Annotated in this window: 28 protein-coding genes and 1 pseudogene; 14 read left to right on the plus strand and 15 right to left on the minus strand. The window is 69.6% G+C overall.

Features of this window, described 5'->3' with window-relative positions; translation table 11 throughout:
* Positions 1-9 precede the first annotated feature (9 nt).
* The 3 genes from AC3AOF_RS30370 (at position 10) to AC3AOF_RS30380 (ending at position 2199) form a co-directional block, all read left to right on the plus strand.
* Positions 10-762: a CBS domain-containing protein gene (locus AC3AOF_RS30370; RefSeq protein ID WP_488349312.1), complete on the plus strand. Its 753-nt coding sequence runs from the start codon at positions 10-12 to the stop codon at positions 760-762.
* Between the two features lie 79 nt (positions 763-841).
* Positions 842-1189, plus strand: coding sequence for a phasin family protein (locus AC3AOF_RS30375; protein WP_488349313.1), 348 nt, complete (start codon positions 842-844; stop codon positions 1187-1189).
* Positions 1190-1218: 29 nt separating this feature from the next.
* Complete coding sequence (locus tag AC3AOF_RS30380) at positions 1219-2199, plus strand: zinc-dependent alcohol dehydrogenase family protein (protein ID WP_488349314.1); 981 nt, start codon at positions 1219-1221, stop codon at positions 2197-2199.
* A gap of 22 nt (positions 2200-2221) precedes the next feature.
* Here the strand turns inward: AC3AOF_RS30380 and AC3AOF_RS30385 are convergent, their stop codons facing one another.
* Complete coding sequence (locus AC3AOF_RS30385; RefSeq protein ID WP_488349315.1) at positions 2222-2713, minus strand: Hsp20/alpha crystallin family protein; 492 nt, start codon at positions 2711-2713, stop codon at positions 2222-2224.
* A gap of 109 nt (positions 2714-2822) precedes the next feature.
* A complete protein-coding gene (locus AC3AOF_RS30390; RefSeq protein WP_488349316.1) occupies positions 2823-3638 on the minus strand; it encodes a universal stress protein in 816 nt (271 codons plus the stop codon).
* A 224-nt stretch (positions 3639-3862) separates the two neighbouring features.
* On the opposite strand from AC3AOF_RS30390, the gene AC3AOF_RS30395 reads away from it, so the two are divergent.
* The 3 genes from AC3AOF_RS30395 (at position 3863) to AC3AOF_RS30405 (ending at position 6282) form a co-directional block, all read left to right on the plus strand.
* Positions 3863-4930 (plus strand): ABC transporter ATP-binding protein, encoded by a 1068-nt coding sequence (locus tag AC3AOF_RS30395; RefSeq protein WP_488349317.1) that lies wholly within the window; start codon positions 3863-3865, stop codon positions 4928-4930.
* A 63-nt stretch (positions 4931-4993) separates the two neighbouring features.
* Positions 4994-5497 (plus strand): DUF892 family protein, encoded by a 504-nt coding sequence (locus tag AC3AOF_RS30400; RefSeq protein ID WP_236993063.1) that lies wholly within the window; start codon positions 4994-4996, stop codon positions 5495-5497.
* A gap of 140 nt (positions 5498-5637) precedes the next feature.
* Complete coding sequence (locus tag AC3AOF_RS30405) at positions 5638-6282, plus strand: hypothetical protein (protein WP_488349318.1); 645 nt, start codon at positions 5638-5640, stop codon at positions 6280-6282.
* 31 nt (positions 6283-6313) lie between these two features.
* Here the strand turns inward: AC3AOF_RS30405 and AC3AOF_RS30410 are convergent, their stop codons facing one another.
* A complete protein-coding gene (locus AC3AOF_RS30410; protein ID WP_488349459.1) occupies positions 6314-7735 on the minus strand; it encodes a TAXI family TRAP transporter solute-binding subunit in 1422 nt (473 codons plus the stop codon).
* Between the two features lie 582 nt (positions 7736-8317).
* Here AC3AOF_RS30410 and AC3AOF_RS30415 point away from each other — a divergent pair.
* Positions 8318-8776, plus strand: coding sequence for a hypothetical protein (locus tag AC3AOF_RS30415; protein ID WP_236993060.1), 459 nt, complete (start codon positions 8318-8320; stop codon positions 8774-8776).
* A 138-nt stretch (positions 8777-8914) separates the two neighbouring features.
* Here the strand turns inward: AC3AOF_RS30415 and AC3AOF_RS30420 are convergent, their stop codons facing one another.
* Positions 8915-9142, minus strand: a complete 228-nt coding sequence (locus AC3AOF_RS30420) for a hypothetical protein (RefSeq protein WP_236993059.1) — start codon at positions 9140-9142, stop codon at positions 8915-8917.
* Between the two features lie 350 nt (positions 9143-9492).
* On the opposite strand from AC3AOF_RS30420, the gene AC3AOF_RS30425 reads away from it, so the two are divergent.
* The 3 genes from AC3AOF_RS30425 (at position 9493) to AC3AOF_RS30435 (ending at position 11037) form a co-directional block, all read left to right on the plus strand.
* Positions 9493-9843 (plus strand): GCG_CRPN prefix-to-repeats domain-containing protein, encoded by a 351-nt coding sequence (locus tag AC3AOF_RS30425; RefSeq protein WP_236993058.1) that lies wholly within the window; start codon positions 9493-9495, stop codon positions 9841-9843.
* A gap of 161 nt (positions 9844-10004) precedes the next feature.
* On the plus strand, positions 10005-10430 hold the full coding sequence (locus AC3AOF_RS30430) for a hypothetical protein (RefSeq protein ID WP_488349319.1): 426 nt from the start codon (positions 10005-10007) through the stop codon (positions 10428-10430).
* Positions 10431-10608: 178 nt separating this feature from the next.
* A complete protein-coding gene (locus AC3AOF_RS30435; RefSeq protein ID WP_488349320.1) occupies positions 10609-11037 on the plus strand; it encodes a hypothetical protein in 429 nt (142 codons plus the stop codon).
* 121 nt (positions 11038-11158) lie between these two features.
* Here AC3AOF_RS30435 and AC3AOF_RS30440 read toward each other — a convergent pair whose 3' ends face one another.
* The 4 genes from AC3AOF_RS30440 to AC3AOF_RS30455 form a co-directional block, all read right to left on the minus strand.
* On the minus strand, positions 11159-11719 hold the full coding sequence (locus AC3AOF_RS30440; protein WP_488349321.1) for a Spy/CpxP family protein refolding chaperone: 561 nt from the start codon (positions 11717-11719) through the stop codon (positions 11159-11161).
* A gap of 236 nt (positions 11720-11955) precedes the next feature.
* Positions 11956-12357: a hypothetical protein gene (locus AC3AOF_RS30445; RefSeq protein ID WP_488349322.1), complete on the minus strand. Its 402-nt coding sequence runs from the start codon at positions 12355-12357 to the stop codon at positions 11956-11958.
* 205 nt (positions 12358-12562) lie between these two features.
* The gene (locus tag AC3AOF_RS30450; RefSeq protein ID WP_488349323.1) at positions 12563-12718 is read right to left on the minus strand and encodes a hypothetical protein; all 156 of its coding nucleotides are present in this window, start codon (positions 12716-12718) and stop codon (positions 12563-12565) included.
* 170 nt (positions 12719-12888) lie between these two features.
* On the minus strand, positions 12889-13119 hold the full coding sequence (locus AC3AOF_RS30455; protein WP_488349324.1) for a hypothetical protein: 231 nt from the start codon (positions 13117-13119) through the stop codon (positions 12889-12891).
* A gap of 329 nt (positions 13120-13448) precedes the next feature.
* Here AC3AOF_RS30455 and AC3AOF_RS30460 point away from each other — a divergent pair, with 329 nt between their 5' ends.
* Positions 13449-14567: an AraC family transcriptional regulator gene (locus AC3AOF_RS30460; protein ID WP_236993051.1), complete on the plus strand. Its 1119-nt coding sequence runs from the start codon at positions 13449-13451 to the stop codon at positions 14565-14567.
* 181 nt (positions 14568-14748) lie between these two features.
* Here the strand turns inward: AC3AOF_RS30460 and AC3AOF_RS30465 are convergent, their stop codons facing one another.
* From AC3AOF_RS30465 to AC3AOF_RS30480, 4 genes are all read right to left on the minus strand, one after another.
* Positions 14749-15636 carry an NAD(P)-dependent oxidoreductase gene (locus AC3AOF_RS30465; protein WP_236993050.1) on the minus strand — a complete coding sequence of 296 codons (888 nt, stop codon included), beginning with the start codon at positions 15634-15636 and terminating at the stop codon, positions 14749-14751.
* Positions 15636-15962, minus strand: a complete 327-nt coding sequence (locus AC3AOF_RS30470; RefSeq protein ID WP_236993049.1) for a putative quinol monooxygenase — start codon at positions 15960-15962, stop codon at positions 15636-15638. Before AC3AOF_RS30470 ends, AC3AOF_RS30465 begins: the two co-directional genes overlap by 1 nt.
* 121 nt (positions 15963-16083) lie before the next feature.
* Positions 16084-17445 carry an NAD(P)H-dependent oxidoreductase gene (locus tag AC3AOF_RS30475; protein ID WP_488349325.1) on the minus strand — a complete coding sequence of 454 codons (1362 nt, stop codon included), beginning with the start codon at positions 17443-17445 and terminating at the stop codon, positions 16084-16086.
* 175 nt (positions 17446-17620) lie between these two features.
* Positions 17621-18526 (minus strand): LysR substrate-binding domain-containing protein, encoded by a 906-nt coding sequence (locus AC3AOF_RS30480; protein ID WP_236993047.1) that lies wholly within the window; start codon positions 18524-18526, stop codon positions 17621-17623.
* A 217-nt stretch (positions 18527-18743) separates the two neighbouring features.
* Here AC3AOF_RS30480 and AC3AOF_RS30485 point away from each other — a divergent pair, with 217 nt between their 5' ends.
* Positions 18744-19769, plus strand: a complete 1026-nt coding sequence (locus AC3AOF_RS30485) for a TRAP transporter substrate-binding protein (protein ID WP_488349326.1) — start codon at positions 18744-18746, stop codon at positions 19767-19769.
* Positions 19766-21634: a TRAP transporter large permease gene (locus tag AC3AOF_RS30490; protein WP_488349327.1), complete on the plus strand. Its 1869-nt coding sequence runs from the start codon at positions 19766-19768 to the stop codon at positions 21632-21634. The genes AC3AOF_RS30485 and AC3AOF_RS30490 overlap by 4 nt, the downstream gene beginning before the upstream one ends.
* Positions 21635-22080: 446 nt before the next feature.
* On the opposite strand, the gene AC3AOF_RS30495 is transcribed toward AC3AOF_RS30490, so the two are convergent.
* The 3 genes and pseudogenes from AC3AOF_RS30495 to AC3AOF_RS30505 form a co-directional block, all read right to left on the minus strand.
* The gene (locus AC3AOF_RS30495) at positions 22081-22611 is read right to left on the minus strand and encodes a VOC family protein (protein WP_236993044.1); all 531 of its coding nucleotides are present in this window, start codon (positions 22609-22611) and stop codon (positions 22081-22083) included.
* 104 nt (positions 22612-22715) lie between these two features.
* On the minus strand, positions 22716-23564 hold the full coding sequence (locus AC3AOF_RS30500) for an alpha/beta fold hydrolase (RefSeq protein WP_488349328.1): 849 nt from the start codon (positions 23562-23564) through the stop codon (positions 22716-22718).
* 258 nt (positions 23565-23822) lie between these two features.
* Positions 23823-24686, minus strand: a pseudogene (locus AC3AOF_RS30505) (NAD(P)-dependent oxidoreductase); the annotation flags it as partial.
* A gap of 166 nt (positions 24687-24852) precedes the next feature.
* On the opposite strand from AC3AOF_RS30505, the gene AC3AOF_RS30510 reads away from it, so the two are divergent.
* Entirely contained in the window at positions 24853-25713 is an 861-nt protein-coding gene (locus AC3AOF_RS30510) for a LysR family transcriptional regulator (protein ID WP_488349460.1), read from the plus strand.
* Positions 25714-25746 lie beyond the last annotated feature (33 nt).

Consider the following 25746-nt stretch of genomic DNA (forward strand, 5'->3'; position numbering starts at 1 on the left):
GAGGCCGTGATGATCGTGCGTGACGTGATGACCCGCGAGGTCGCGACCGTGCAGGACGATGCTGCGATCGAGGCGGCCATCGCCCTGATGCTGGAGCGGCGGGTCAGCGGCCTGCCCGTCCTCGATCGCGCCGGCGCCCTCGTCGGCCTCGTCAGCGAGGGCGACTTCCTGAGGCGCCGCGAACTCGACACCGCCCCGCCGCAGCCCGGCTGGATCCAGTACATCGTCGATCCGGGCCGCCTGGCCGAGACCTATGCCCGGGAGCACGGGCGGCGCGTCTCCGACGTGATGACCCGCGCCCTCGTCACCGTCTCGCCCGAGGCGACGCTCGCCGAGGCCGCCGCGCTGATGGCGCGCCACCGCATCCGGCGCCTGCCGGTCGTCGCGCAGGGACGGCTCGCCGGGATCGTCGCCCGGGCCGATCTCCTGCGGGCCCTGCATGCGGCCCTCGGGCGATCCCGCGCGACGACGCCGAGCCCATCCGCCCGGAGCGATGCCGAGATCCGCGCCACCGTCGAAGCGGCCATCGCCGAGACGGGCCTTTTCCCCGCAGGCCGGATCTCCGTCGCGGTGGTGGACGGCACGGTCACCCTGCACGGGACGCTGGTCGGCGAGCGCCAGCGCGCCGCGATCCGGGCGGCGGCCGAGTCGGTGTCCGGGGTGCAGATGGTCCGCGACGGGCTGGCCTCCATCGATGCCCGGACGAACGGCGCCGATCCGCCGCCGGGCGACGGACCGGATGGCGGCGTGCGCGCCGCCTGACAAACCCGTGCGGCGTTCCCAGCGTCCACCCCGCGCGGCAGGACGTCCACCCCGGACGCGACGCGACCAGGAGATCACCATGGCATCCAGAACTATGGGCAGCGAGACGCCCCGGTTCGCCGGCTTCGGCGACATGTCCGCTCTGCTGACCACCGAATCCAAGCTCTGGCGCAGCCTCGGCGTCGACCTGCCGCTGCGGCTCACCGCCGAGATCCTGAGCTTCGGCAGCCGGCGCCTTCAGGCACAGGCCGAGCACGTCGCGGCGCTCGGCCGCTGCGGCTCGCCCGCCGAGACGCTCAAGCTCCAGGCGGACTTCGTGATGAAGACGCTCACCGACTACCAGCGCGAGGCGGACACGCTCTCCCGCGACGTGGTCGACACCGCCGTGCCCGAATCCGGCAAGGCGGCCCGGTCCGTCACGGCCTGAGCCGCGCGAGTGCCGGAGAGGCCGAAACAATGGACGCGATGGTCCTGCACCGGATCGACGGCCCGCTGGTCCGCGAGACCCGGCCCGATCCGGTGCCGGGTCCGGGCGAGGTCCGCATCCGGGTCGAGGCCTGCGCGGTCTGCCGCACCGATCTCCACGTCATCGACGGGGACCTGCCGGACCTCCGCCTGCCGATCGTGCCCGGCCACGAGATCGTCGGCCGGGTCGAGGCCGCGGGCGCCGGCACGGCCGGGCCCGCGATCGGCGCCCGGGTCGGCCTGCCCTGGCTCGGCCATACCTGCGGACATTGCGCCTATTGCGCGGCGGGCCGCGAGAACCTGTGCGAGGCAGCCGGCTTCACCGGCTATACCCGCGACGGGGGGTTCGCCTCCCACGTCCTGGCCGAGGCCGCCTACACCATCCCGTTGGGCGACGGCATCGACCCGGTCGCGACGGCGCCGCTCCTCTGCGCCGGGCTGATCGGCTGGCGCACCCTGCGGATGGCGGGCGAGGCGGCGGCGATCGGCCTCTACGGCTTCGGCGCGGCGGCGCACATCGTCGCCCAGATCTGCCGCCACCAGGGCCGCGTCGTCCACGCCTTCACCCGGCCGGGCGACCGCAAGGCGCAAGACTTCGCCCGCGACCTCGGCGCGGCCTGGGCCGGGGATTCGGATGCCCCGCCGCCGGTCCCGCTCGACGCCGCGCTGATCTTCGCGCCCGACGGCGCCCTCGTGCCGACGGCGCTCAAGGCCGTGCGCAAGGGCGGCAGCGTGGTCTGCGGCGGGATCCACATGAGCGACATCCCGTCCTTCCCCTACGCGCTGCTCTGGGGCGAGCGCCGGATCCTCTCGGTGGCGAACCTGACGCGGGCGGATGCCAAGGACTTCTTCGCCCTGGCACCGCGGGCCGGGATCACGACCCGGACCCGGGTGTTCCGCCTGATGCAAGCCGAGGCGGCCATCGCGGCGCACCGGGCCGGGATCGAGGGAGCGGCGGTGCTCGTGCCGTGAGCGCCGCCGCGGATGTCCGGCCTCACGCCGCCTTGATCTCGATCGCCTTCGGGGTGACGGCGGCGGTCTTGGGCTTCGGCAGCTTCAGGGTCAGGACACCCTTGTCCATCCGGGCGTCGATCTCCTCCGGCCTGGTGCCGGGCGGCAGCTCGATCGTGCGCGAGAAGGCGCCGTAGCTGCGCTCGGTCACCTTGCGGGCGCCGTTCGTCTCCTCCTTCTCCTGACGCTTCTCGCCGCGGATGAGGAGTAGGTCGTCGGCGAGCTCGATATGGACGTCGGCGCGCTCGAGGCCCGGCAGCTCGGCCGTCACCTCGACGTGGTCGTCGCGCTCGACCACGTCCATCCGCGGGAACGGCCCGGCCTGGAGGAAGGCGGGCATGCCCGACAGGACCTTGCCGGACCAGACGTCGCCCAGCATCCGGTCGATCTCGCGCTGGAACGGGAACGTGGCCGGCAGCGCCCGCTCCGCCGCGTCGTCGCCCCGGTTGAAGGCGAGGAGGGATTTGAGGTTCATGGCGGTCTCCCTGTTCGAGGCCGGCCGGGGCACGGCCGGCAGAATCAGAGGAGGCCACCACCGCGACGCGCCCGCGTTGAGGTGCATCAAAGGCGACCGGGACGGCCCGTCAGCGCGACATCAGCACCGGGACCGTCATCGAGGCGAGAATCGTCCGGCTGGTCCCGCCGAGGATCGCCTCGCGCAGGCGCGAATGGCCGTAGGCGCCCATCACCAGGAGATCGGCCCCGCGATCGGCGCAGTGCGAGAGCAGGGCCTCGGCCACCGGCACCCCGCCGGGGATGGTGTGGACCGTGGCCTCGATCCCGTGCCGGGCGAGATGGCGGATCGCCCGCCAGCGCGTCGCCTCCGGCACCGGCTCGTCGGTCACGCCGACGAGTTCGACCCGGGCGGTGCGGCGCAGGATCGGGATCGCGTCGCTCAGGGCGCGCGCCGCGGGCGCGCTGCCGTCCCAGGCCACCACCGCGCAGGCGAGCCGGGGCGGCGCCTCGTGGATGTAGGGCACCACCAGCACCGGGCGCGCGCCCTGGAACAGGAGGTCGTCCAGATAGGCGTCCGCGGGCTTGGGCGCGGTGTCGTCGGCCTGCTCGATCACCGCGAGGTCGCTCAGGTGGACGAACTCGGCGAGGCGCCGCGGCGCGAGCGGGGCCGAGGTGCAGATCACGCTCGTCTCGCAGGACAGGCCCGCGGCCTGGGCCGCGGCGGCCACGGCCGCGACCGCCGCATCGGCCTGCTCGCGGGCATCCTGCTCGGCGGCCACGACCAGGTCGTAGCGGATTTCGGCCTGCGCGAAGGTCTGGAACGGCACGAGCGGCAGGACGCTCACGGCGGAGATGCAGGCCTCGAACTGCGCCGCGAGCCTGATTCCGTACGGCGCGGCGCGCCGGCCCACCCCGTCGACGACGATCGTCAGATCCTTGATCACGGCTGCTGCTCCCGCTGGATGAGGCGCGCTCAGGATCGGCCCGATCGGGCGTCGCCACCTTGATGCAGCGCAAGCCGGGGTTGCCGATCTTGGCCGATCTTGGCCGATCTTGATCCGCCTCAAGGCGGCGGCGGGCCGCCGACGGGTAGACGAGCGCTCGCCGGGGGCGGCTCTCGCCGAGGGTTCGTCCTCGCTCCCGGGGGCGACGGCATCGGGGACGACGCATGCCGACGAGCCTGCATACGGACTTGGCCGACCTCTCCCGGACCCGGCGGCCGGAGCCGTCCGACACCGCCTCCCCCGCCCCGCGCCGCACGGCGCCCAGTCTCCTCGCCTTCATCTGGCGGGAGAGCGCGCTCGCGCAGGCCGGGCTGGCGCTGCTCGCCGTCGCGGTGTTCCTGGCGGGCCTCGCCCCGATCGAGCTCCAGCGCCGCGCGGTGGGCCTCGCCGTGCGCGGCGCCGATCCGCGACCGCTCCTCGGCCTCGCCCTGCTCTACGTGCTGGCCGCGGCCGGCCTCGGCGGGCTCAAGCTCGCGCTCAATCTCGGCCGCGGCTTCGTCGGCGAGCGCGCCGTCCGGCGCCTGCGCGCCGCGATCATGGCGGATGTCCATGCCGCCTCCGGCCCGGATCGGGGCATCGAGATCGCGATGGTGCTCGACGAGGCCGAGCCGGTCGGCAGCTTCGTCGGCGTGTGCCTGTCGGAGCCGCTGCTGCAGGCGGGCGTGCTCGTCTCCACGCTGACCTACCTGGCGCTCCTCCATCCGCCGATGGCCCTGGTGACGCTCGCGGTGTTCTCGCCCCAGCTCGTCTTCGTGCCGCTGATGCAGCGGGCGATCAACCGCCGCGTCGCCACCCGGGTCGGGCTGCTGCGCCGGATCAGCGGCGGGCTGGTCGAACGGCCGGCGGCGCTGCCGGGACCGACGCCGGCGGAGCTGGACCGCCTCGACGGCGTGTTCCGCCTGAACATGGGCATCTTCGGCTACAAGTTTTCGATGAACTTCCTGATGAACCTGTCCTACCACCTCGGCGTCGCCGGCATCCTGGCGGTCGGCGGCTACGCCGTCGCGACGGGCGGGGCGGAGCTCGGCACGGTGGTGGCCTTCGTGTCGGGCCTCGCCCACATGAACGACCCGTGGGGCGACCTCGTCGGCTGGTTCCGGGACGTGAGCGTGACGCGCACGAAATACGACCTGATCGCCCGGGCGACGGCGGGCCCCGCCGAAGGGCCGCTCGCCACGGGACCACTCGGACGTGTCACCTCCGATCAAGCGGGCCGCCGCGAAGCGACCTAGCCTCCAGGGTGGCGCCCGGATCGAAAGCCGGGCCGTCTGTGGAGGTCGTCTTCGGAGGTTACAATGCCGGTCAAGACACCAAGGGAACTCTTCGTGCGGATGCTGAGCGACGCGCGGCACCATGCCGAGCGGGCGACGAAGGTCTACGACGAGCTGAGCCAGGTCGCACAGGATCCGGCCATCCAGGAAGCGCTGCAGTCGCGCGCCTTCATCCAGGACAAGATCATCAAGTCGCTCGACCGCTGCTTCGAGCTGATCGGCGAGAAGCCGATCACCGCCAATGGAAGGCTGCAGGAGGTCTTCATGGAGGACTTCCGGCGCGAGCTCTCCGAGATCCAGGCACCGGCGGCCAAGGCGCTGTTCATCCTCGTCAAGGCCAACCACCTGATGCACCTGCGCATCGCCGAGTACCGGGCCCTGATCGCCATGGCCGACGTGAGCGGGCATTTCGGCGTCGGGGTCCTGCTGGAAAGCTGCCTGGCCGACAAGATGGCCTTCATCGAGCGGACCGGCCGCCTGATCCGCCGCACCATCGAGAGCAAGCACGCGGTCAAGCTCGCGGCCTGAGCCCGACCGGCGAGGCCCCGCGCCGCACCCTCGGCGCGGGGCCTTCGATCGTGGGCGGGGATCGGGCTCGTCCATGCGGGCCGGCGCAGGCCGAAGCCCGGAAGCCGCGCGAGGAGACGGGACCTCCGGAGATTCACGCCATGCCCGCCGCATCCCCCCGACAGGCCGCCCTCGACCCGCAGGACCGTGCCGGTGCCGGCCCGCCGAGGCCGACCCTGGCGCAACGGGCCGCCCGCGAGGCCGGGCGCTACCTGGGCTTTGCCACCTATCTCCTGGTCATCTTCGGCACCCTGATCCTGTTCAGCGTCAACATCTACGCGAGGGCCGACCAGGACGTCCCGCATTTCCCAAGCTATCATTTCTACGCGCTCGGGCTGATCAACGCCCTCGTCCTGGCCAAGTTCATGCTGATCGCCGAGGCGGCGAAGCTCGGCTCGCTGACCGTGGGCCGGCGCCTCGGGGAAGGGCCGCTCGTCTACGCGATCCTGTACCGCTCGCTCCTGTTCACGGCAGTCCTGATGGCCGCCTACGTGCTCGAGGAGCTGCTGGTCGGGGCCTGGCACGGGAAGGCGCCGCGCGCCGTCCTGCCCGAGATGGCGGGCGGCCCGCGCGGCTTCGCCTCCTTCGCCTGGGTGATATTCGTGGCCCTGATCCCCTACTTCACCTACCGGGAGATCGACCGCGCGACCGGCGGGGCGAGGCTGCGCGCGCTCCTCCTGGAACCAGCCGGGCGGCGGGCGGATGCGGCGGCGACGGGCCCCGACGCTCCCCCGGCGCGGACGTGACAGGCCGCGTCGACCGGACATCCTCGCCATGTCACCCGGACCGGGCCGGGGTCGCGGCCGGCCGGGAGGGGGCCTCGGGGCCGAGGACGGCGCGCCGGCTGTCCAGGGCGTGCCGGGCATGCGCGAGCGCCGTCGAGAAGGCCGACAGCCGGTCGGTATCCGCGGCGCCGGGCGAGCGGCCCAGGACGGACGAGACGAGAGCCCGGAACTCGCTCTCCAGCACCGCCAGTTCGGGGCCTGCGGCCCGCGGCGCCTCGTCGGCGATCGCGACCAGCCGCTGGATCGGCCGCCAATCCTGGGCCGACCGCCGCCTCGTCCAGTAGCTCGACAATGCGGCAAACAGCGAGCCGGCGAGGCTGACGACCAGGCCGCCGACGTAGAAATATTGCTGCGCTTGATCGAAGAAGCTCTCGTCCCCGTTGCTGAGATAGGCGGCGACGCCCGGGTGGAGCGGCAGGATCGGGCTCTTGTCGTCGGGATCGGGCGCCTCGATCTGGGCGGCGAGCGGCGTGACCGCCACGAGCTTGGCCTTCGTGGTCAGGATCGAGCGTGCGATCGCGGCCGCGACCACGTTGGGCATCAGTTCCGACGCGGCGAAGCGGTAGGTGACCGCGAGGGTGGTGGTGGTGTCGCTCGGCGTGGCCGGTCTCGCCCGGAGCGCCCCGGCGGGCACGTCGATCGACTCGAAGCCCGGGAAGCGCTTGCCGATGGCCTCCGCCTCGTCGAGGGCGAGGAGGCCCGGCGTCCCCCTGGTCGCGCGCGCGACCGCGGCGACCGCGTCGACGGCCTCGCCCGGGGCGATCGGGCCGACCGCCAGGATGGCGGCCAGCTTCTTGTGGCTCACGGCCTGGGCGAGGTCGTCGAGCGGCATGAACACCCGTCCGACCTCCTTCGCGGGGACGTTGAAGAAGCTCAGCACGGTGTCGAGGATCCGGGCATTGTCGGCCTGCAGCGGGCCGGAGGGGATGCCGACCGTCCGGCCGGCCAGGTTCGCGACCGCGCCGACGGGGCTGTGGGGCGGCAGGACGAAGGCGACCACGTCCCGGCGCAGGATCACGATGGTCTGGGCATTGGCGGGCGGGGCCGCGTCGCTGCGCAGGATCGCGAGATCGGTCCGCCGCTCCTCCAGCGCCTTGGCGCTGCCTGCGAGGCCGTCCACCTGCACCAGTTGCAGGGCGACGCGGGGGTGCTGGACCTTCGAGACCGACGCGAAGGCCGTGATGAAGCGATAGGCCGCGCTGCCGGGCGGGCCCGTGGTGATGCGCAGATCGGCGTGGGGCGACCAGACATGGGCGAGCCCGAACCCGGCCGCCGCCACGAGCAGCACCCCGATCACCGCGATCGTGCGGCCCCATCCCCGCCGCGGCGGCACGACGGGATCGGGGCGATCGGGATCGGGGTGATCGGCCCCCACCCGATCGGGATCGGCGGGGATGAGCCTTGCCTCGTCCATCATCAGCTCGCCTCCGGCTCACCGGCCGCATCGCGCGGCTTTCTCGGCCGCGACCCCGGCGCCAGACGGAGCGGCGCAGATGGCCCAGACTGGCCCGGACGCGCCTCGCCGACTTGATCCGAGGGGACATGATCCGAGCGCACTTGATCCGAGCGCGCTTGGACGATGCGGCAGGCGGCAGTCTTCGGGGTGGGCCCGGCGACTGGGCCGGCAGGACGGCAAGGTCGATCGGCCAAGACCGGATGGGAAAGACCGGATGGGAAAGACCGGATGGACAAGTCCTGCCGGGCCTTCGCACCATCGCGAGCGATTCGACCGGATCATCCGTGCCGCAGGAAGACTGCGCGCGAGATTGTCCTGTTCGATCAAGCCTCTGCCTGCGAGGCGTGCTCCAATCCGATCGATTTCTCAAGACCGAAGCGTGCATGACATCGAATACATCGAATACCGATCGGTTGAATTGTCAAATTTTGTCCGATCGGACAGTATTTTATAAATACCTAAAGATATTTCAAGGCCGATATTTCGATGGCGAATTGCGCGCCTGAAAAAAGACCGAAGCCGGAAACCGGGAGGCTACTCATGATCCTCGACATGCGACGAATGGTGGCCGCTGGGGCGCTCGGATCTGCGATCGCGCTGGGCTCCGGCGCGCCGGCCGGTGCCGGACCGTTCCCGGTCGTGTCCGGCGAGCAGATCGCCGGCCGGTCGATCACGGAATCCGTCTATTGGTACGGATGGGGGCCTGCCTGGGGCGGCGCCTTGGCGGCGGGGGCCATCGTGGGCGGCGCCGTGGGCCTCGCGGCGGCGGCCACCGCTCCGCTCAACCCGTACTGGTATGGATACCCGGCCTATTATCCGGCCTACTACTCCTATCCAGGATATTATCGCCCCTATCGTCGCGTCTATTGGAGAGGATACGGCGGCCCTGGATATTATGCGTATCCCGTCTATCGCTACGGTTACAGACGGTCCTATTGGCGCACAGGCTACCGATGGGGATATCCTCGCGTCTATTATCGTCGGGCATACTGGTATTAGAGCATTTTTCGACGAAGTGGATACCGGTTCGTCGCAGAAAAATGCGCCACGATCGACCACCTGGAGCGGCAACCAGAATCCGGTCCCGCGTATCGGCGCGGGCCGAAGCGGCGGGGTCGGATCCAGGCAGGGCCGCGATCAGGCGCGTTCGACGTCGGAGACGACATCCGCGAGGTAGAGTTCGAGGCGGCGGACGGCCTCGCCGTCGCGGCCGATCACCGCGACCGCGATGGCGGCGCCGCGGGAATGGGCCCGGCGGATCAGGGTCTCGGCCTTGGTGGCCACCGCGCGCTCGGTGGCAGCGCGCAGGATCGCTCCCGCGGCTCCCGTCATGATCCTGATCTCGTAGAATCCGTCATCGGCCATGGTCGGATCGATGCTGCGCCGGGCCGGGTGGCGGCCGCGGAGTCCATCAATGAAATCGTGGCGATCGACGGCGCAAGACCGTCACATCGCCAGCGGTTTTCGACTTTCTGTGCTGTATGACGCTAACTCTTGGCATCCTATATTGCAATCGATCTGCGGCGTCCGTCAGTGATATTGACAATGCCATTCGATCGGGCGCGACCGTCACGCGCCCTGCCGATCGCGTTGCGGGGTCGCGACAGCGCACGATCCATCACGGCGATCGGCGATGCGAAGCTTGATCTCGATCAAGGGCGGCTCGGCGAGATCGCAGTGAACTCGACCGACGACCGAGACAGGGAGGCACGGTCATGAAAACATCCATTCCGACTGCCATAGCCGCGCTCCTCTTCGGGGCATGGCTCGGATTCGGTGCCGCGCCGGCGCAGGCCGCCCAGGGATGCGGCCCGGGATTCCACCGCAACGTCTACGGCTATTGTCGGCCGAACGCCGGCGGATACTACGGCGCGCCGGGCTACTACAGGGGCGGCTACGCCTATCGCGGCGCCTACGGCCGGCGGGTCTATGGCGGGCGCGTCTACGGGGGGCGCGCTTATGCCGGTCGCGCCTATGGCGGCCGTGCGTATGGCGGCCGCGGCGGCTACGGGTACCGGGTCGGCCATTACGGCGGGCGCGGCGTCGGCGGGCGAGGCCGGCGGTAACCGCCCGGCGGGACATCGCCCTGCGGCCCCGATCGCGGCCCGTCCGATCAAGCATGCGCAAGGTCCCGACGCTACCGTCCGACGGAGCCGGCGCCGACGGCCCACGGCCCACGCCGCCGGACGGGCGACCACCATCCGGACACGAGGAAGGAGACGAACCGATGAGACGCTTCATGATCGCGGCATCCTCCCTGGCCGCACTGCTCCTCGCGACCGCCGCCGAGGCGCGCGGTGGCGGCTTCCATGGCGGCGGCTTTCATGGCGGCGGCTTTCATGGCGGCGGCTTTCATGGCGGCGGCTTTCATGGCGGCGGGTATCGGGGCGGCGGGTATCGGGGTGCGGCCGGCTACCGGGGCGGACGCGTGGCCGGTTACCGGGGCGGCTACGGCTATCGCGGGGGCTACGGCTACCGGGGTGGATACGGTCGCTACGGCTACGGCTACGGCCGGTACGGCTACCGGCCCTACGGGCTCGCGGTCGGCGCCGCCGGGGCCGCGGCCGCGGCAGGCTATTACGGCGCGACCCGCGCCAGATGCGGCCCCTACCGGTACTGGGACGCCTATACGGGCCGGTGCCAACCGTATTGAGAGCCCGCTTGACGGGTCGCGCCGATGATCCGGCGCAGAGGCCGACACGTCTCCCCGTCATCCCGGGTTCCGCTTTCGCGGCCCCGGAACGACGGGGAGGGTTTCCCGAGTTTGCAGCATCGTCCGACGAACCGGCATCCACGGCATCGGACGATGCTCCAGTGCCGGAGCGACATTCATGCACACACCGATCGCGATTCTGCTGTTCGCCACGGCCGGGCTGTCCTGTTTGTCCTGCGCGCAGGCGCAATCGAACGGGCACGGGGGAGATCCGTCTCTCCTCGTGCATGGCAACTATTGCGGCCTGGGAAACCGGTTCCCGCTCCCGCCGGTCGACGCGCTCGACGCGGCCTGCGCGCAGCACGACGCCTGCACGCCGGCGGGCGGCCTTCCGTCCCGCTTCTGCAACATGCGCCTGTTCCGGAAGGCGGATCTCATCTCGCGCGACCCGCACCAGCCCGACGACGTGCGCGCCGCCGCCGGCTTCATCGCCTTCGGCGCGTCGGTGATGCCGTTCGATCCCGCGCCTCCCGTGCCCCGCACGGTCGTCGCGGCGCCGTGGTGGGAGGCTCCGGCTCCCTACCGCCGGGCACGGCTCGCATACTGAACAGTCCCGCGGGAGGGCGTCCCGACCGATGACGATCGCAGCGATCCGCAAGGTGTCCCGCGTGCGGGATTCCCCGCGGATCGTCATCGCAACAGGTCGCCCGGTTCGGCGCGGCCGAGGCTCAGCCCTCGTCGTCCTCGTCCTCGATCATCTCCCGCCGGCGAGTCTCGACCACCTCGCGCACCCCGCCGATGATCCGGGCCGCGACCAGCCGCATCCGCTCCTTCTGGTCCGGGCCGAGGGCCTGGTAGAGGGGCTGCCATGCATCGGCGAGCCGCTTGAGCTCGGCCGAGCGCTGGCCGAGCGAGTCGGCGCGCGCCCGCATCAGGGCGACCGGATCGACGTCACCCCGCTGCTGCAGGTGCCCGACCACGGTGGACAGCCGGTGATACCGCCCCTCCGCACGGGCGCGGATCGCCTCCTCGACGGCCGGCCAGTAGCGCTGCTGCTCCGGCGTCAGCTGGAGCACGGCCTTCACGACGCCGATCCGGGCATCGGTCAGGACCTTGAAGTTGGTTTGGCTCAGGGTTCCGTTCTCGCCGATCGCGCCGGTCGTCGACACGTCCGCGGCCCGGGCCGCGGACGATCCGGCCCAGGATCCCGTCCGAGATCCCGTCCAAGATCCCGTCAAGGATCCCGTCATGACGATCGCGATGGCGATGCCGATCATGCTCTTGTGCATCGTTGCCTCCTGATGGGCGGTGTCGGACGCGGGAAGAAGGCGGCCGCCGACGGCTCGGGCGTCCGTTGTCCGAATCGTCTCGCAGCGGCGCGGAGGAGGAGATCGCACGATCGCGAATCCCCTCGATCCGGCCGCGAACGAGGCCGCCTCGATCGATCGGGTGCCGCGCCGGATGTCTCGCCTTTCCGGCCGATGCGGCCCGCGAAAGGCTCGTCCGGCGCGACGGCCGGGTTCGTTCAATGGTTGATGACTCGCATGACCCGGCGGGAACCGAGATCGACCACCACGGCGTGATCGTCCGGCGAGATGTAGTAGCCGTAATATCCGACCGGGTTCAGGCCGGGGATCGAGACGTTCTGGAACGACCCGAGCTCGAGCCAGTCGGGAATCACGCTCCCGCGCCCGACGCGCACGCCGCTCGGCTCGGAGTAGCGGGGCCCCGAATCGAACAGGGTGTCGATCGTGCCGGGCGTGCCGCCGGACATCAGCACGCCGCCTTGAGCGAGTTGCGGGTTGACGCGCACCACCAGCGGCTGAGCCGACGCAGCCGCGCAGGCAAGGCCGCTCGCCAGCGCCAATCCGAATCCGGCAGTCAGGCGCGTCCTGCGCCCGATCCTGCGCCACGTCCATGACAGCATCGTGCTCTCCCTCGTCATGCCATCCGGTCGATCGGACGGTCGCGAGCATTGTGGCGGGTCGCCGGCAACGCGCTTGATCTGTCGAGACAACGGGGCCGGGGGACGGAAAATTTCGACCGCATGCCCGCAATATCGCAAAGCAACAAGACCACGAGACACAGCCGAACCGTGATCTGTGCCTCGGGTCGGCCGGGATGAGGCCGTATCATCGCTTCATCGCTCGCGACGGCGGCGCTTCATCGGCGACGAATTCTTTGTCGGCGAAGAAGTCTTGCACGTCAGAATGCACCGCGCGGCCGACTGCGATCCGAAGCAGAGCGCGACCCTCGATCAAGCACGAGAGGACATCGGCCAGGATCATCGGGCGGGTTGCCCGCCGCGAGCGTGGCACGGCATCCGATCCCCGCCCGGCTTCGGCACCCTCGCGCCAGACTCTCGCCCCGAGGCATCGCAGTCGGCGGAATACGAGCCCAGGCAGGCCTCGCCCCGCCAGCGGTCGCAGTTTCAGCGGGCATCGGATCCACTTCCAGACTACAAAACAACAATACCTTGTTCATTTCCTTGCAATGAAACGACTTTATCGCACATCCTTGCTGCGGATAGCCGCGCCTGAGCAAGATAGTTCTTGATCCATGTCAACGCCGATTGTGCCGTGTCGGCTACCGTTTCGGCATCGAGGAGCAGGCAGGCCGTCGCTCGCATCCCCGCCGAGACAACCGATGGCACGAGCCGCGCAGCATCCGCACGCACGGGCACAGGCATCGGCGACCACGATCGCGACATGCACTCGACATGATATCGCAATCGTCTTACAGTAATTACAGTCCATATTATTTGAATATGTAACAAATTTAAACGAAAGTCAAATCATAATATTCATTTATTCTATAACAGAGGCTCAATTTGAAAGACGAGACATACATCACACCCTGATAGTCCGCCAATTTCGGGCGCCGGCGACGGGACGCCTCGTCGATCGTGCCGGCCGGCATGGCGGCGACCGCGATCGGATCCGGCACACGGCGGGACGGTCGGGAGGCAAGGCTTCGGGAGGCAAGGATTTGGGAGGCAAGGATTTGGGAGGAACGAGCATGACGACGTCGCTCTCCGCCGGCCGCGAGCGATCGCCACGGGAGGCCGAAGGCGACGGCACCCAACGGCCGCCGATGGCCGTCGGCTTCGTCTCCGGCAGCGCCGTCGAGGCGGTCTGCGAGACCCTGGCCGCGCTCGGGATCGAACCGGATCGGGCGCTGGCGCAGAGCGGCATCGATCCGTTCGGCCCCGGGCCTGCCGATCCGATCTCGTTCGCCGCGCTCGGCCGCCTGATGGCCGTCGCCGAGCACCGGAGCGGCTGTCCCCATATCGGGCTCCTGGCCGGCCAGCGCACGAGCCTGGCCTCGCTCGGCGAGCTCGGCCTGCTGATGAGGCATTCGGACACGCTCGGCGATGCCCTGCGGACCCTCGAGCGGCACCAGGGGCTCTTCGACCGCGGCGCCGTCGTCGACGTCGGGGTCAGCGGCTCGGTCGCCATCGCGAGCTACGCGCCCTACGAACCGGATGCGGACGGCATCGCGCTGCATTGCGAGCGGGCGCTCACCGCCCTGACGACAGTCATGCGCGCGCTCCAGGATGCGGACTGGGCGCCCGACGAGGTGCTGGTACCGCGCCGGCAGCCGCCGGACGCGAAGCCCTACGCCGAGTTCTTCCGCGCTCCCGTGCGGTTCGAGCAGGAAATCGCCGCGCTGGTGTTTCCGGCAACACTCCTCGACCGCCGGATCGGCGGCGCGAACCCCGTCCTGCGCCGGATCGCCGAGCGGCGCCTGCGCCGGTTCGAGGGCGGCGACCTCACGGAGGTACTGCGCCGCCACCTGAGGTCGACCCTGATCCGCGGGCGGCTCAGCGCGCAGCAGGCCGCGGAGACGATGGCGGTGCACCGGCGGACGCTGAGCCGGCGCCTGAAGGCCGCGGGGACCTGCTACCGCTCGGTGGCGAACGAGACCCGCCTCGCCGTCGCGAGGCAGCTGCTGGCGGATACCGATCTCGGCCTGGCCGAGATCGCGTCGGCCCTCGAATTCTCCGAGCCCGCGGCCTTCACGCATGCCTTCCGGCGCTGGACCGGCACGACCCCGAGCGCGTGGCGCCGCGATCGGCGCAGTCCCGTGACCGTGGCGGAACGGTTCGCCCCGGGTCAGGGCGGCGAGGCGCCGTGACGGTCGGGATGCCGCTCGCGGAAGGGCTTGATTCAGGGCAACCGCCCCCCGGCGCGGAGCACCTCGGCCGTCTGGCGGCGATACTCCGCCGGGTACGGGGGACGGGTTCTCGGCATGGCAAACACACCTCACGCGAAAGCGTTCTCGGTGCCCGCCGATGGTTCACAATCCGTGGCGCCGCCTATGGAAGAGGCAGGCCGTTGCGGCGGTGAAGCTCGCGGAGGACGGCGCTGTGGTCGAGATCGCCGTCGCCGTGCGCGACCATGTCTGAAAAGACCTGATCGACGAGGGACAGGACGGGAAGCGTCAGACCGAGCGTCGCGGCATGGGCGAGCGCCGTTCCGGTGTCCTTGACCTGGTACTTCGCAGGGCCACCGGGCGCGAAATCGCGTTCGATCATCCGCAGGGCGTGCTGCTTGAGGATCGTCGAGTCGGCGAAGCCACCGAGGAGCGCCTCGCGGACCTTTGCCGGATCGGCGCCGCCGCGCTCGACGAACGTGATCGCTTCCGCCACCGTCAGAATCGTCGAGGCGACGATGGCCTGATTTGCAAGCTTGGCCAGCTGTCCGCAGCCCGCCGGGCCGACATGGGTCGGGCGCCCCATCGCGGCGAGAAGCGGCTCGGCCCGCCTGAACGCCTCCGGGCTTCCACCGGCCATGATCGCCAGCGAGCCGGCGATCGCACCCCGCTCACCACCCGAGACCGGTGCGTCGAGGTAATGGAGACCGGCCTGCGCTGCGGCCGCGGCCTGGCGTTGCGCCGTCTCGACGGGGATCGAACTCGTCACCACGAGCAGGCTGCCATGCGGCATCGCGGAGAGCGCACCGTCCGGGCCGAGCAGGATCTCGTCGCAGACCGGACCGGAACTCAGCATGCAGATCACCGCGTCGGCGCCGCGCGAAGCTGCGCGCGGATCGGCCGCGATGCTCGCCCCCGCCTGCGCGAGCGCGGCGGCCTTGCCGGGCGAGCGATTCCAGGCGCGCACGGCGTGTCCGGCCCGGCACAGATGGCGCGCCATCGGGCCGCCCATGATACCGGTACCGAGGAAGCCGACCGTCAGCGGTGCCATCACGGGGCATCCGTTCCGCTCGACGTGCGGGTGAGGAAGCGCACCGGGCGCTCCTCCTCGATCAGGGCCGGGAAGCCGGCCCGGAACCGGGCGAGGTGCGGGGTCTCGAGATGCGCGTCGAAGGCGGCGCGGCCGTCGTAGACCTCGTAGAACACCACCGTGAGGGTGTCGCTCTCGTCGACCGCGACATCGAAGGCGCGGCAGCCCGGTTCGTGCGCCACCGAGGCGCGGGCATCGTCCCGGGCAAGGGCGAGGAAGGCGTCGAGGCAGCCGGGCTTCACCCGGAACTCGGCGATGACCACGAAGGGCCGGGGTGAGGACGGCATGGCTGGACTCGGCTTGCAGGGGTAGATCTTGCAAGGATAGATCTTGCAGGGGTAGATCTTGCAGGGGTAGATTTGGACGAGCGGGGAGCGGCGCCGACCGGCCGGCGCCGCCCGTCTCGCGTCAGGCCGCCTTCGGTGCCGCCATCTGCCGGGTCGTGTCCTCCATCTGACGGCGCAGCGCCACCACGTCGAGGTCGTTGACGAGTTCCACGTCGTCGACGCTCACGATCGTGTCGCGGGCCACCGGGCGCTTGAGCTTGACGTTGTGGGCGAGCCCGATCGGCAGGGCGCCGAGCGCCAGGCTCCTCGAGGCGGGAATCGCGTTGGCCCAGACCGCGTAGCCGCCTTCACCGTCGAGCATCTCGCCGGGCTGCAGGTCGCGCTTGGCGGTGGCGACCGCATCGCCGCGGAATTCCTTCGAGCAGCCGGTCGGCTCGCCGCGCAACACCGCCGAGAGCACGCTGACGCTGGTCTCGAGCCCGATCATGTGGAACGGCCGCCACATCGAGCCGTACCAGCCGGACGGATCGGTCAGCAGGCCGTACTGCTTGAAGCAGGCCCTGGTATACTCGCTCGTCGCCTTGAAGGTCACGAACACGCCGTAGCGGATGTTGTTGAACACCTCGCGCCCGTCCGGCTCCTGGCTCGCCGCGATGTCGACGAGGCCGCTGCGGGGCAACCGCCCGCCGTCGCTCACCGGCCGGAAGACCCGGGCGAGGTCGTGCAGGCCGGTCGGCGGGAAGGCGAGGCCGTCGTCGGGGCAGTCGAGCCCGGTGCCGTTGGCCACCGCCGCCATCTCGATCGCCGCCTTGGTGCCGTCGGTGAACGAGTTGTACATCTTCGGGTTGAAGTCGCCTTGTCTCACCTCCTCCTCGGACCAGCCGAAGAAGCCCCACACCGTGTCGGGGGTCGAGTAGCGGTAGCGCGGCTCGAAGTTCATGCCCTTGCCGGCCGAGGTCAGCTCGAAGCCGCAGGAGCGAGCCCAGTCGACGAGCTCGCAGATGATCGCGGGCTGGTCGCCGTAGGCCATCGAGTAGACCACGCCCTGGCGGCGCGCCCGCTCGGCGAGCAGCGGGCCGCACAGCACGTCGGCCTCGACGTTGACCATGACGACGTGCTTGCGGGCATCGATCGCCTGGATGGCGTGGCGGATGCCGGCGATCGGGTGGCCGGTCGCCTCGATGATGCACTCGATCTCGTCGCAGGCACTGAGCGCGCCGGCATCGTCGGTGACGAAGGTGCGGCCGCTCTTGACCGCATCGCCCATCGAGGTCGCGGCGTAACGCTCCTCCGGCCAGCCGACGCGGGCGAGCGAGGTGCGGGCGCGGCCCACATCGAGGTCGGCGACGGCGACGACGTGCATTCCCTCGATGCGCTGGGCCTGGGCCAGCACCATCGAGCCGAACTTGCCGGCGCCGATCAGGCCGACGCGGACCGGGCGGCCGGACGCTGCGCGGGCAAGGAGCAGGGTGGAGAGATTCATCGGTTTCCTCCTTTGCCGACCGGCTCTCGCCGCCGGTCCTCGAAGGATGGCGGGGCCGGTCTCGGCGCGATCCCGGCGGCGCGAGCGATCGGCTCGGCGGGACCCAACGGCCGGGAAGCTAGAAGCCGTATCCGTGAAGGACAATCCAGTTTTCCGAGCCGATCATGAAGCAACGCTAAAGGCTCGCGGCGTCCCGCTCCATGGCCCAAGCGTCTCGCTCGCGGCGAATCCAGTCGAGGAAGGCGCGGACCTTGCGGTGGCGCAGGTGGTCGGGCGGGCACGTCACCCACTGGGTGACGAGGGTGATCCGCGGCGGCGCGGCAAGCGGGCAGGCCAAGCGTCCGGCCCGCAGGTCGCCCCACAACATCAGGTCGCTCTCGAGCGCGATGCCGAGGCCGCCGGCGGCCGCGTCGATCGCCATGTGGGTGCGGTCGAACAGAAGCCGGCGCCACCGCGTCGTCGGCACCATGCCGGCGAGCTTGAACCAGTGCGCCCACTGCACCTGCGACTTGACCGAGTGGATCAGGAGGTGGTGGGGCAGGTCGGCCGCCGCGAGGCTGCCGGGCGCGGCCAGCGACGGCGCGCAGACCGGCCGGAAGCTCTCCTCGACCAATCCCTCGGCGAACAGACCCGGCCAGCCGCCGCTGCCGTGGCGGATCTCGACGTCGACGCTCTCCTTCAGGAAGGCCGTCGGCTCGTTGGTGCCGTCGAGGCGCAGTTCGATGTCCGGATGCGCCTCGATGAAGCCGGAGAGACGCGGCAGCAGCCACTTCGTCGACAGGCTCGGGGTCGCCCTGACGGTCAGCGTCGTCACCGAGCGGAAGCCCTGGATGCGCTGCGTCGCCTCCATGATCCGGTCGATCTCGCCGCCGATCATCTCGAAGTAGCGCTCGCCGGCCTCGGTCAGCACTACGTTGCGGCCGGCCTTGGCGATGAGCGCGGTGCCGAGGCCGACCTCGAGCGCCTGGACCTGCTGGCTCACCGCCGAGGGCGTGACGCCGAGATCCTCCGCCGCCCGGGTGATGCTGCCGGAACGGGCGACGGCGTGAAAGACCGTGATGGCGCGGAGCGGGACCGACATCGCAACAGTTTAGCAGCGCTTCATGGATGCGCAAATAATCTGGATTGTCCTACATGGACCTCGTTCCATAGTGTCGCCTCCCAGCGAGACGGGACGCCCCGGAACAGGGGTGCCGCTTACGGAGGATGACGAGCGAACAGCCTCGCGCCTCCTCCGCCTCGACCTGAACGATGCCGCACCGCATGCCCCGCGGATGCCGGCACGCCGGAGGAAACCCATGACGTCCAAGCCCGAATCCGGACCCTCGCGCCGCCTGTTCCTGGCTGGCGCCGCCGCCTTCCCGCTCGTCGCCATCCGCACGGGCCCGGCGCGGGCGGCCGAGTTCACCTACAAGCTCGCCACGGGCCAGTCCCTGACCCAGCCGATCAACGCCCGGCTCGATCAGGCCTGCCAGCGCATCCGCGAGGCATCCGGCGGACGGATGGAGCTGAAGTTCTTCCCGGCGAGCCAGCTCGGCTCCGACACCGATCTCATCACCCAGGTGCGCAGCGGGGGAATCGAGTTCCTCAACATCGCCGGCTCGGTGATCTCGACGGTGGCGGCCGGCGCGGCGATCACCAATGTCGGCTTTGCCTTCTCCGACTACGACCACGTCTGGCGCGGGGTCGACGGGCCGATCGGTCAGTACGTCCGGGTCCAGATCGAGAAGGCCGGCCTCGTCGTCGCGGCCAAGGCCGCCGACAACGGCTTTCGCCAGATTACCTCCAACGCCAAGCCGATCAAGACGCCCGACGACCTCAAGGGCTACCGCATCCGCGTGCCGGTGGCGCCGATCTTCACCTCGCTGTTCTCCAGCCTCGGGGCGAGCCCGACCTCGATCAACTTCAACGAACTCTACACCGCGCTTCAGACCCGGCTGGTCGACGGCGAGGAGAACGGGCTGGTGACGATCGAGGCCGGCAAGCTCTACGAGGTCCAGAAATACGTCTCCGAGACCAACCACATCTGGGACCCCTTCTGGATCGTGGCCAACCGGCGCGCCTTCGGGAAGCTGCCCGAGGCGCTGCAGGAGATCGTCCGGCGCGAGCTCGACCGCGCCGCGATGGAGGAGCGCGAGGACATCGTGCGGCTGACCGGCACCCTGAAGGGGCAGCTCACCGCCCGCGGCCTGGCCTTCGAAGCCGCCGACAAGCCGGCCTTCCGCAAGGCCCTGACCCAGGCCGGCTTCTACCGCGACTGGAAGGAGAAGTTCGGGCCCGAGGCGTGGAAGGCGCTCGAGGCCGTGACGGGGGACCTGGCATGAGCGCGCTCGCCCAGGCCGATGCCACGCCCGCAGCCCTTCCCGCCGACTGGCTCTCGTCGGCCGAGCGGGCCCTGCGCCTCGTCGTCGAGGTGCCGGCGGCGATCCTGGTCGCCGCCGAGGCGGCGATCCTGTTCGCCGGCATCGTCTCGCGGGCGATCGGGCACTCGATCATCTGGAGCGACGAGCTCGCCTCGATCCTGTTCCTGTGGCTCGCCATGCTGGGCAGCGTCGTGGCGGTGCAGCGGGGCGAGCACATGCGGCTGACCTTCGTGGTCGGCTCGCTCTCGCCGCGGGCCCGGGCCTGGTGCGAGGCTCTGGCCGTCGGCATGATCTTCGCCTTCGTGGTCCTGCTGATGCACGCGGCCTACGACTACACCGAGGACCAGTCCTTCGTGGAGACGCCGGCCTTGGGCTGGTCGGGCACGGTGCGGGCGCTCGCCGTGCCGGTCGGCTTCGTGCTGGCGCTGCTGGCCTGCGGCTTGCGCCTCGCGCGCCACCGCCCGGCCGACCTGATCGGCGTCGGCGCGGTACTCCTGGGCCTTGCCGCGCTCCTCGCCCTTGCGGCGCCGGCGCTCGCGGGGATGGGCAATTGGGCGCTCCTGGTGTTCTTCGTCGGGCTGCTCGGGATCGGCATCCTGGCCGGCGTGCCGATCGCGTTCTCGTTCGCGCTCGCCACCTCCGCCTACCTGCTCACCACCACCTCGACGCCGCTCACCATCGTGGTCGGGCGGATGGACGAGGGGATGAGCAGCCTGATCCTGCTCGCCATCCCGCTCTTCGTGCTGCTCGGCCAGCTCGTCGACGCGACCGGGATGGCGCGGGTGATGGTGGCCTTCCTCGCCTCGCTGCTGGGCCACGTGAAGGCCGGCATGTCCTACGTGCTGCTCGGCGCGATGCTGCTGGTGTCGGGCATCTCCGGCTCGAAGACCGCCGACATGGCGGCGGTCGCGCCCGTCCTGTTTCCCGAGATGCGCAAGCGCGGGATGAAGGACGGCGAATTGCTGTCGATCCTCGCCGCCTCGGGGGCGATGAGCGAGACGATCCCGCCCTCCATCGTGCTGATCGCCATCGCGTCGGCCACCGGCGTGTCGATCGCCGCCCTGTTCACCGCCGGGATCCTGCCGGCCCTGGTGCTCGCCCTGGTGCTGGCAGCCGTGGCCCGCTACCGCGCCGGTCGCGAGGAGGACGCGGTCGCGATTCCGCGCGCGCCGATGTCGGTGGTGGGCAAGACCCTGATCGTCGCGCTTCCGGCCATATTGCTCCCGTTCCTGATCCGCACCGCGGTGGTGGAGGGCGTCGCCACCGCCACCGAGGTCTCGACCATCGGGATCGTCTACTCGTTGGTGCTCGGCCTCGTGATCTATCGAGGCGGGCTGAAAGCTCGGAACGTCGTCCCGATACTGGCACGGACCGCCTCGCTCTCCGGAGCGATCCTGTTCATCGTCGGAGCGGCGAGCGCGATGGCCTGGGCGCTGACCCAGTCGGGCTTCTCGCACGATCTCGCCCGCGCGATGGCGGCGGTGCCGGGCGGCAAGACCGGGTTCCTCCTGATCTCGGTCGTGGCCTTCATCGTGCTCGGAAGCTTGCTCGAAGGTATCCCGGCAATCGTGCTGTTCGGCCCGCTGCTGTTCCCGATCGCGCACCAGTTCGGGATCCACGAAGTCCACTACAGCATGATCGTGATCCTGGCGATGGGCCTCGGCCTGTTCGCCCCACCCTTCGGCCTCTGCTATTACGCCGCCTGCATCATCGGCGGGGTTCCGCCCGAGGCAGGGATGCGCCGGATCTGGATCTATCTCGGCGCGCTGTTCCTCGGCCTCCTGGTCCTGACCTTCGTGCCGTGGTTCTCGATCGGGTTCCTGTAAGACCAACGGTCGTTGAAAACGACCTCCGGTTCCGTTCGCGAATTGTCGCCAAGTCTCTGGCTCGGGATCGAAAATTCGAGATGGATCGACGGCCCCGTCGATCTCGGGCCTGCCCGAGATCGAATCGATGCGTCAGCATCTTGGGTTGTTGGCATAAGAGCGTGTTTGACCTGATCGACGGTCTTCATACCCTCCTCGTCGTTCCGGGGCCGCGCGGCGGAGCCCCGAATGACACGGCGGGCTCAGACTCTGTACAAACCAATCAAACAGGCCCCGGGTGATGGGCAACGCGCCTACGTCGCGCGGTGGTGGACTGACGCGACGTCCTTCTCGCGCCCTGGCGATACGGCTTCGGCGGATTCCTTCCGGAAGCCGTATCACCAGCCCGCGCGGCGCGTGAGCGAAGCCGGTTTCCGCATCGCGAAGCGATCAATCGGAAAACCGTATCAGTCCCCGTCCTGCCACCTCCGCAGATCCGTCTGGTCACGATAGCCCATGCGGTCGGGTGTGGTGATGAATTCCATCGTCGTGCCCCAGGGCATCCGGCAGTAGCAGACCTTGTTTCCCGGACCTTTTTCAGTCGCGTAAGGAATGGCGCGCGGCGCGGTCAGGGGCGTGCCGCCAGCCCTCTCGAAGCGCGCGACCGACGCCTCGATGTCGTCGGTGTAGAGCGCGAAATGCGTGATGCCGAAGTCGCTGGCGCGGACCGGCTCGGCCTGTTCGGGGCCGTGCATCTCGAACAGCTCGATGTCGGCCCCGGTGCCGATCTTGACCATCGCCTGGGCACGAACGACCGTTCCGGGGAACGCGCCGACCGCCCGCTCGAATTCGGGTCCCTGACGCGGCGGATCCTGCGGTCCGAAGGACTGGTAGATCACCTGGCCGCCGAAGGCTTCCACCAGGAACGATTGCGCCGCCTCGATGTCGGGCACCGTGATGCCGATATGATTGACGCCGCGAATGACGGATGCGGACATGACGGTCTCCTTGTCTTGACTGGATCCTTCGCGACCCGTCGACCGGGCCTTGCCCGGAGGGTCGCGACCGGCTCGGGCCCGCACTCTCTCGCGGGCGCCGATCCTCAGTCGGTCTCGAGGAACGCGATCAGAGCGGCCGCGACGTCGTGCGGCCGCTCGTCGGCGACATAGTGGCCGCATCGTGCAATCGAACCGCCCGTGACGTTGCCGGCGAATTCTCGCAGCATCGGTACCATCTGCGCCCCGAACCGCTGGTCTCCGCCCAGGCCAAGCACCGGTATCGTGAGCGGTTGCTTCTTGTATTCGAGGGCCGCCGCATGATCGACGGCGAGGGTGCGATACCATTCCATGCCGCCGCGCGTGCGGCCGGAAAGCGCCATCGCCCTGGCGTAAATCTCGATGTCCGCCGGATCGAAGGTGCCGTGATCGTAGAACCGCTCGGCCATGAACGTCGAAACATAGTCGTACTCGCGACCGTGGATCAGGCGCTCGGGCAGATCCCGGTTCATATGGAAGCCGAAATGCCAGAGCCTCGCGGTGGTCGCCTCCCATCCGGTCCAGCCGGGAAGCGGCACGTCGAGCACGGCCAGATGCGTGACCGCCTCCCGGTAGGTCGTCGCCTGCGGCAGCGCCACCATGCCGCCGATGTCGTGCCCGCACACCGCGTAGCGCTGGTGCCCGAGGGCGACCATGACCTCATGCGCATCGCGCGCCATCGTTGCCTTGTCGTAGCCGTCGGGCGGACAGTCGGAGAAGCCCGCGCCGCGCAGATCGATGGCCACCACGCTGAAATGCGCGGCCAGCAGCGGCATCACATGGTGCCATTCCCACCAGGTTTCAGGCCAGCCGTGAAGCAGGAGAACCGGCGGGCCGGCGCCTCCGGTGACGGCGTTGAGCCTGATGCCGTTCACGGGCACGAGTTGCTGGGTAAATCCCTGCAAAGCTGCGATCATGATCGCACTCCGGTCGGATGGTGGGGATAGTATGGCGCTGGCGGCGGGCGCTCAGGGCCGATCGAAATCCGTGGCGATCGAGAGTTCGCGCCAGGCATCGATATCGCTGCGAAACGCCGCCAGCTTCCGCTCGGCGATCGCATGCGCGATCGGGCCGAGCGGCAGATGAAGCGGAGCGTCGTCGGCGTCGACTGCCCGCAGGATCACCGCGATGGCCTTGTCGGGATCGCCGGTCTGGTTGCCGTCGTATTCTTCGAAGCCGCCGCGAACCGTCATGTCGGCCATGATCGACCAGTCCTTGTCCCCGAGGCCTGCCGAGACGGCTCGGCCGAGCCCGTCGTGGACGGCTTCGAGCAGCACAAGCCTGCGTCCGATCTCGTCGCCGGCCGCGATCGCCAGGCGCATGTCCTTGAGGGCGAGCTTGGCTTTGAAACCCGGCTCGAAGGATCGTTCGGTGATCTGCGCGCTGTAGCTCTCGTAGGCGCGGCCCGAGAACAGGGTGCCCAGGATGAGGTCGAAGAAATCCGCACGGTCGAGGCCGACGCTCTCGGTCAGCACGACGCCCTCGGCCATCGCCGCGATCGCCGCGATCGCCATGGCGATCATCATGTTGCAGGCGAGCTTTGCCGCATTCGCCCGAGCGGGGTTCTCCCCCAGCTTCCAGACCTTCTTGCCGAGGGGGGCGAGCAGCGGCTCGATCGCCGCAACGGCATCGGCCTTCCCGGCCGCCAGGATGTTGAGCTGACCGCTCGCCGCGACGGTCGGTCGACCGAGGACCGGTGCGGACACGTAGCCGAGGCCCGCCTCGTCGTGCAGGCGTTCCAGTTCCCGTGCGAAAGCGACCGAGATCGTCGATGTGACGACATGGATGATTCTCGGTTGCGCACTCGCCAGCAGGCCGGCGTCAATGATTATTTCCCGAATGGCCGTGTCGTCGGACAGCATCGTGAAGACGGCGTCCGCCTCGAATGCATCCGCCGCGCGTTCGACCAGCGTGACCCCGGGAACGCTGTCCTTCGCGACCTTGCTCCGGTTCCAGGCCCGCACGTCATGGCCGGCATTCACCAGGTTGATGGCCATGACCGAGCCCATGCTGCCGAGGCCGATGAATCCGATCTGCATGGTCCGTCTCCCGTCGTTCGGGTGGAGCCCGAGCGGCCGTCCTCATGGGCCGGACGATCCAAGACAGGACGCGTCGTCCGGCGATGGCGGCAATCTAGATGATCGGATTTGTACTGAAACTGACATCATTGTACTCTCGCCGTTCATTTTTGTGCGGGTGGTCGCGATGGAATGGAGCGACGTCAGAATCTTTCTTGCCGTCGCGCGATCCGGCACGCTCGGCGGCGCCGCGCGTTCTCTCCAGACGAGCCATCCGACCGTGGGCCGGCGCCTTCGCGCATTCGAGCAGGCGATCGGTCACACGCTCTTCCAGCGCACGGCGGACGGTCTCGTACTGACCGACGAGGGTCACGGGATCATCGCGCTGGCCGAGCAGATGGAAGAGGGAGCCCTGGCCATGGAGCGCCGGCTCGCGGGGCAGGAGCAGAACCTCAAAGGCAGTCTGCGGATTTCGTCGGCGGACTGGTTCGGGGCCTATGTCCTCCCTCCCATCCTGGCGGATTTCTCGAAGGCCTACCCCAATGTCGACGTCGAGATCCTGACCGGCACGCGCCTGTTCAACCTTGCCCAGCGGGAGGCCGACGTCGCTTTTCGGATCGTTCCGTTCGATACGGCCGATGTCGTTCAGCGGCGGCTGTTCAGGCTCGAATACGGTGTCTACATCGCCGAGGAGGCGGCCGACCCCCAATATGGCGACGGGACCGGTTTTCGGCTGATCACCCACGACACGTCCACGGGCCACTTCCCCGACATCGCATGGCTCACCGAGAGTTTCCCCAACGCGAAGCCGGTCCTGCGATCGAACAACCGCAACGTTCAGGGGCGCATGTGCCGGCAAGGCGTCGGCATCGCCGTCCTGCCCCGGGTGGTCGGCGATCAGATTCCGGGTCTCCGCAACCTGGAGATGCCGACGCCGCCGCCGGCACGCGACATCTGGATGGGATATCACCGGGACCTGCGGCGTCTTCAGCGTCTTCGTGCATTCATCTCGACCGTATCGGACCATCTCGCGAACGCCACCGCGTGATGCCGACTTGGGAGAATGTCGACTTGGGAGAAT

The sequence above is a fragment of the Methylobacterium sp. 142-1Y genome (assembly GCF_057747795.1).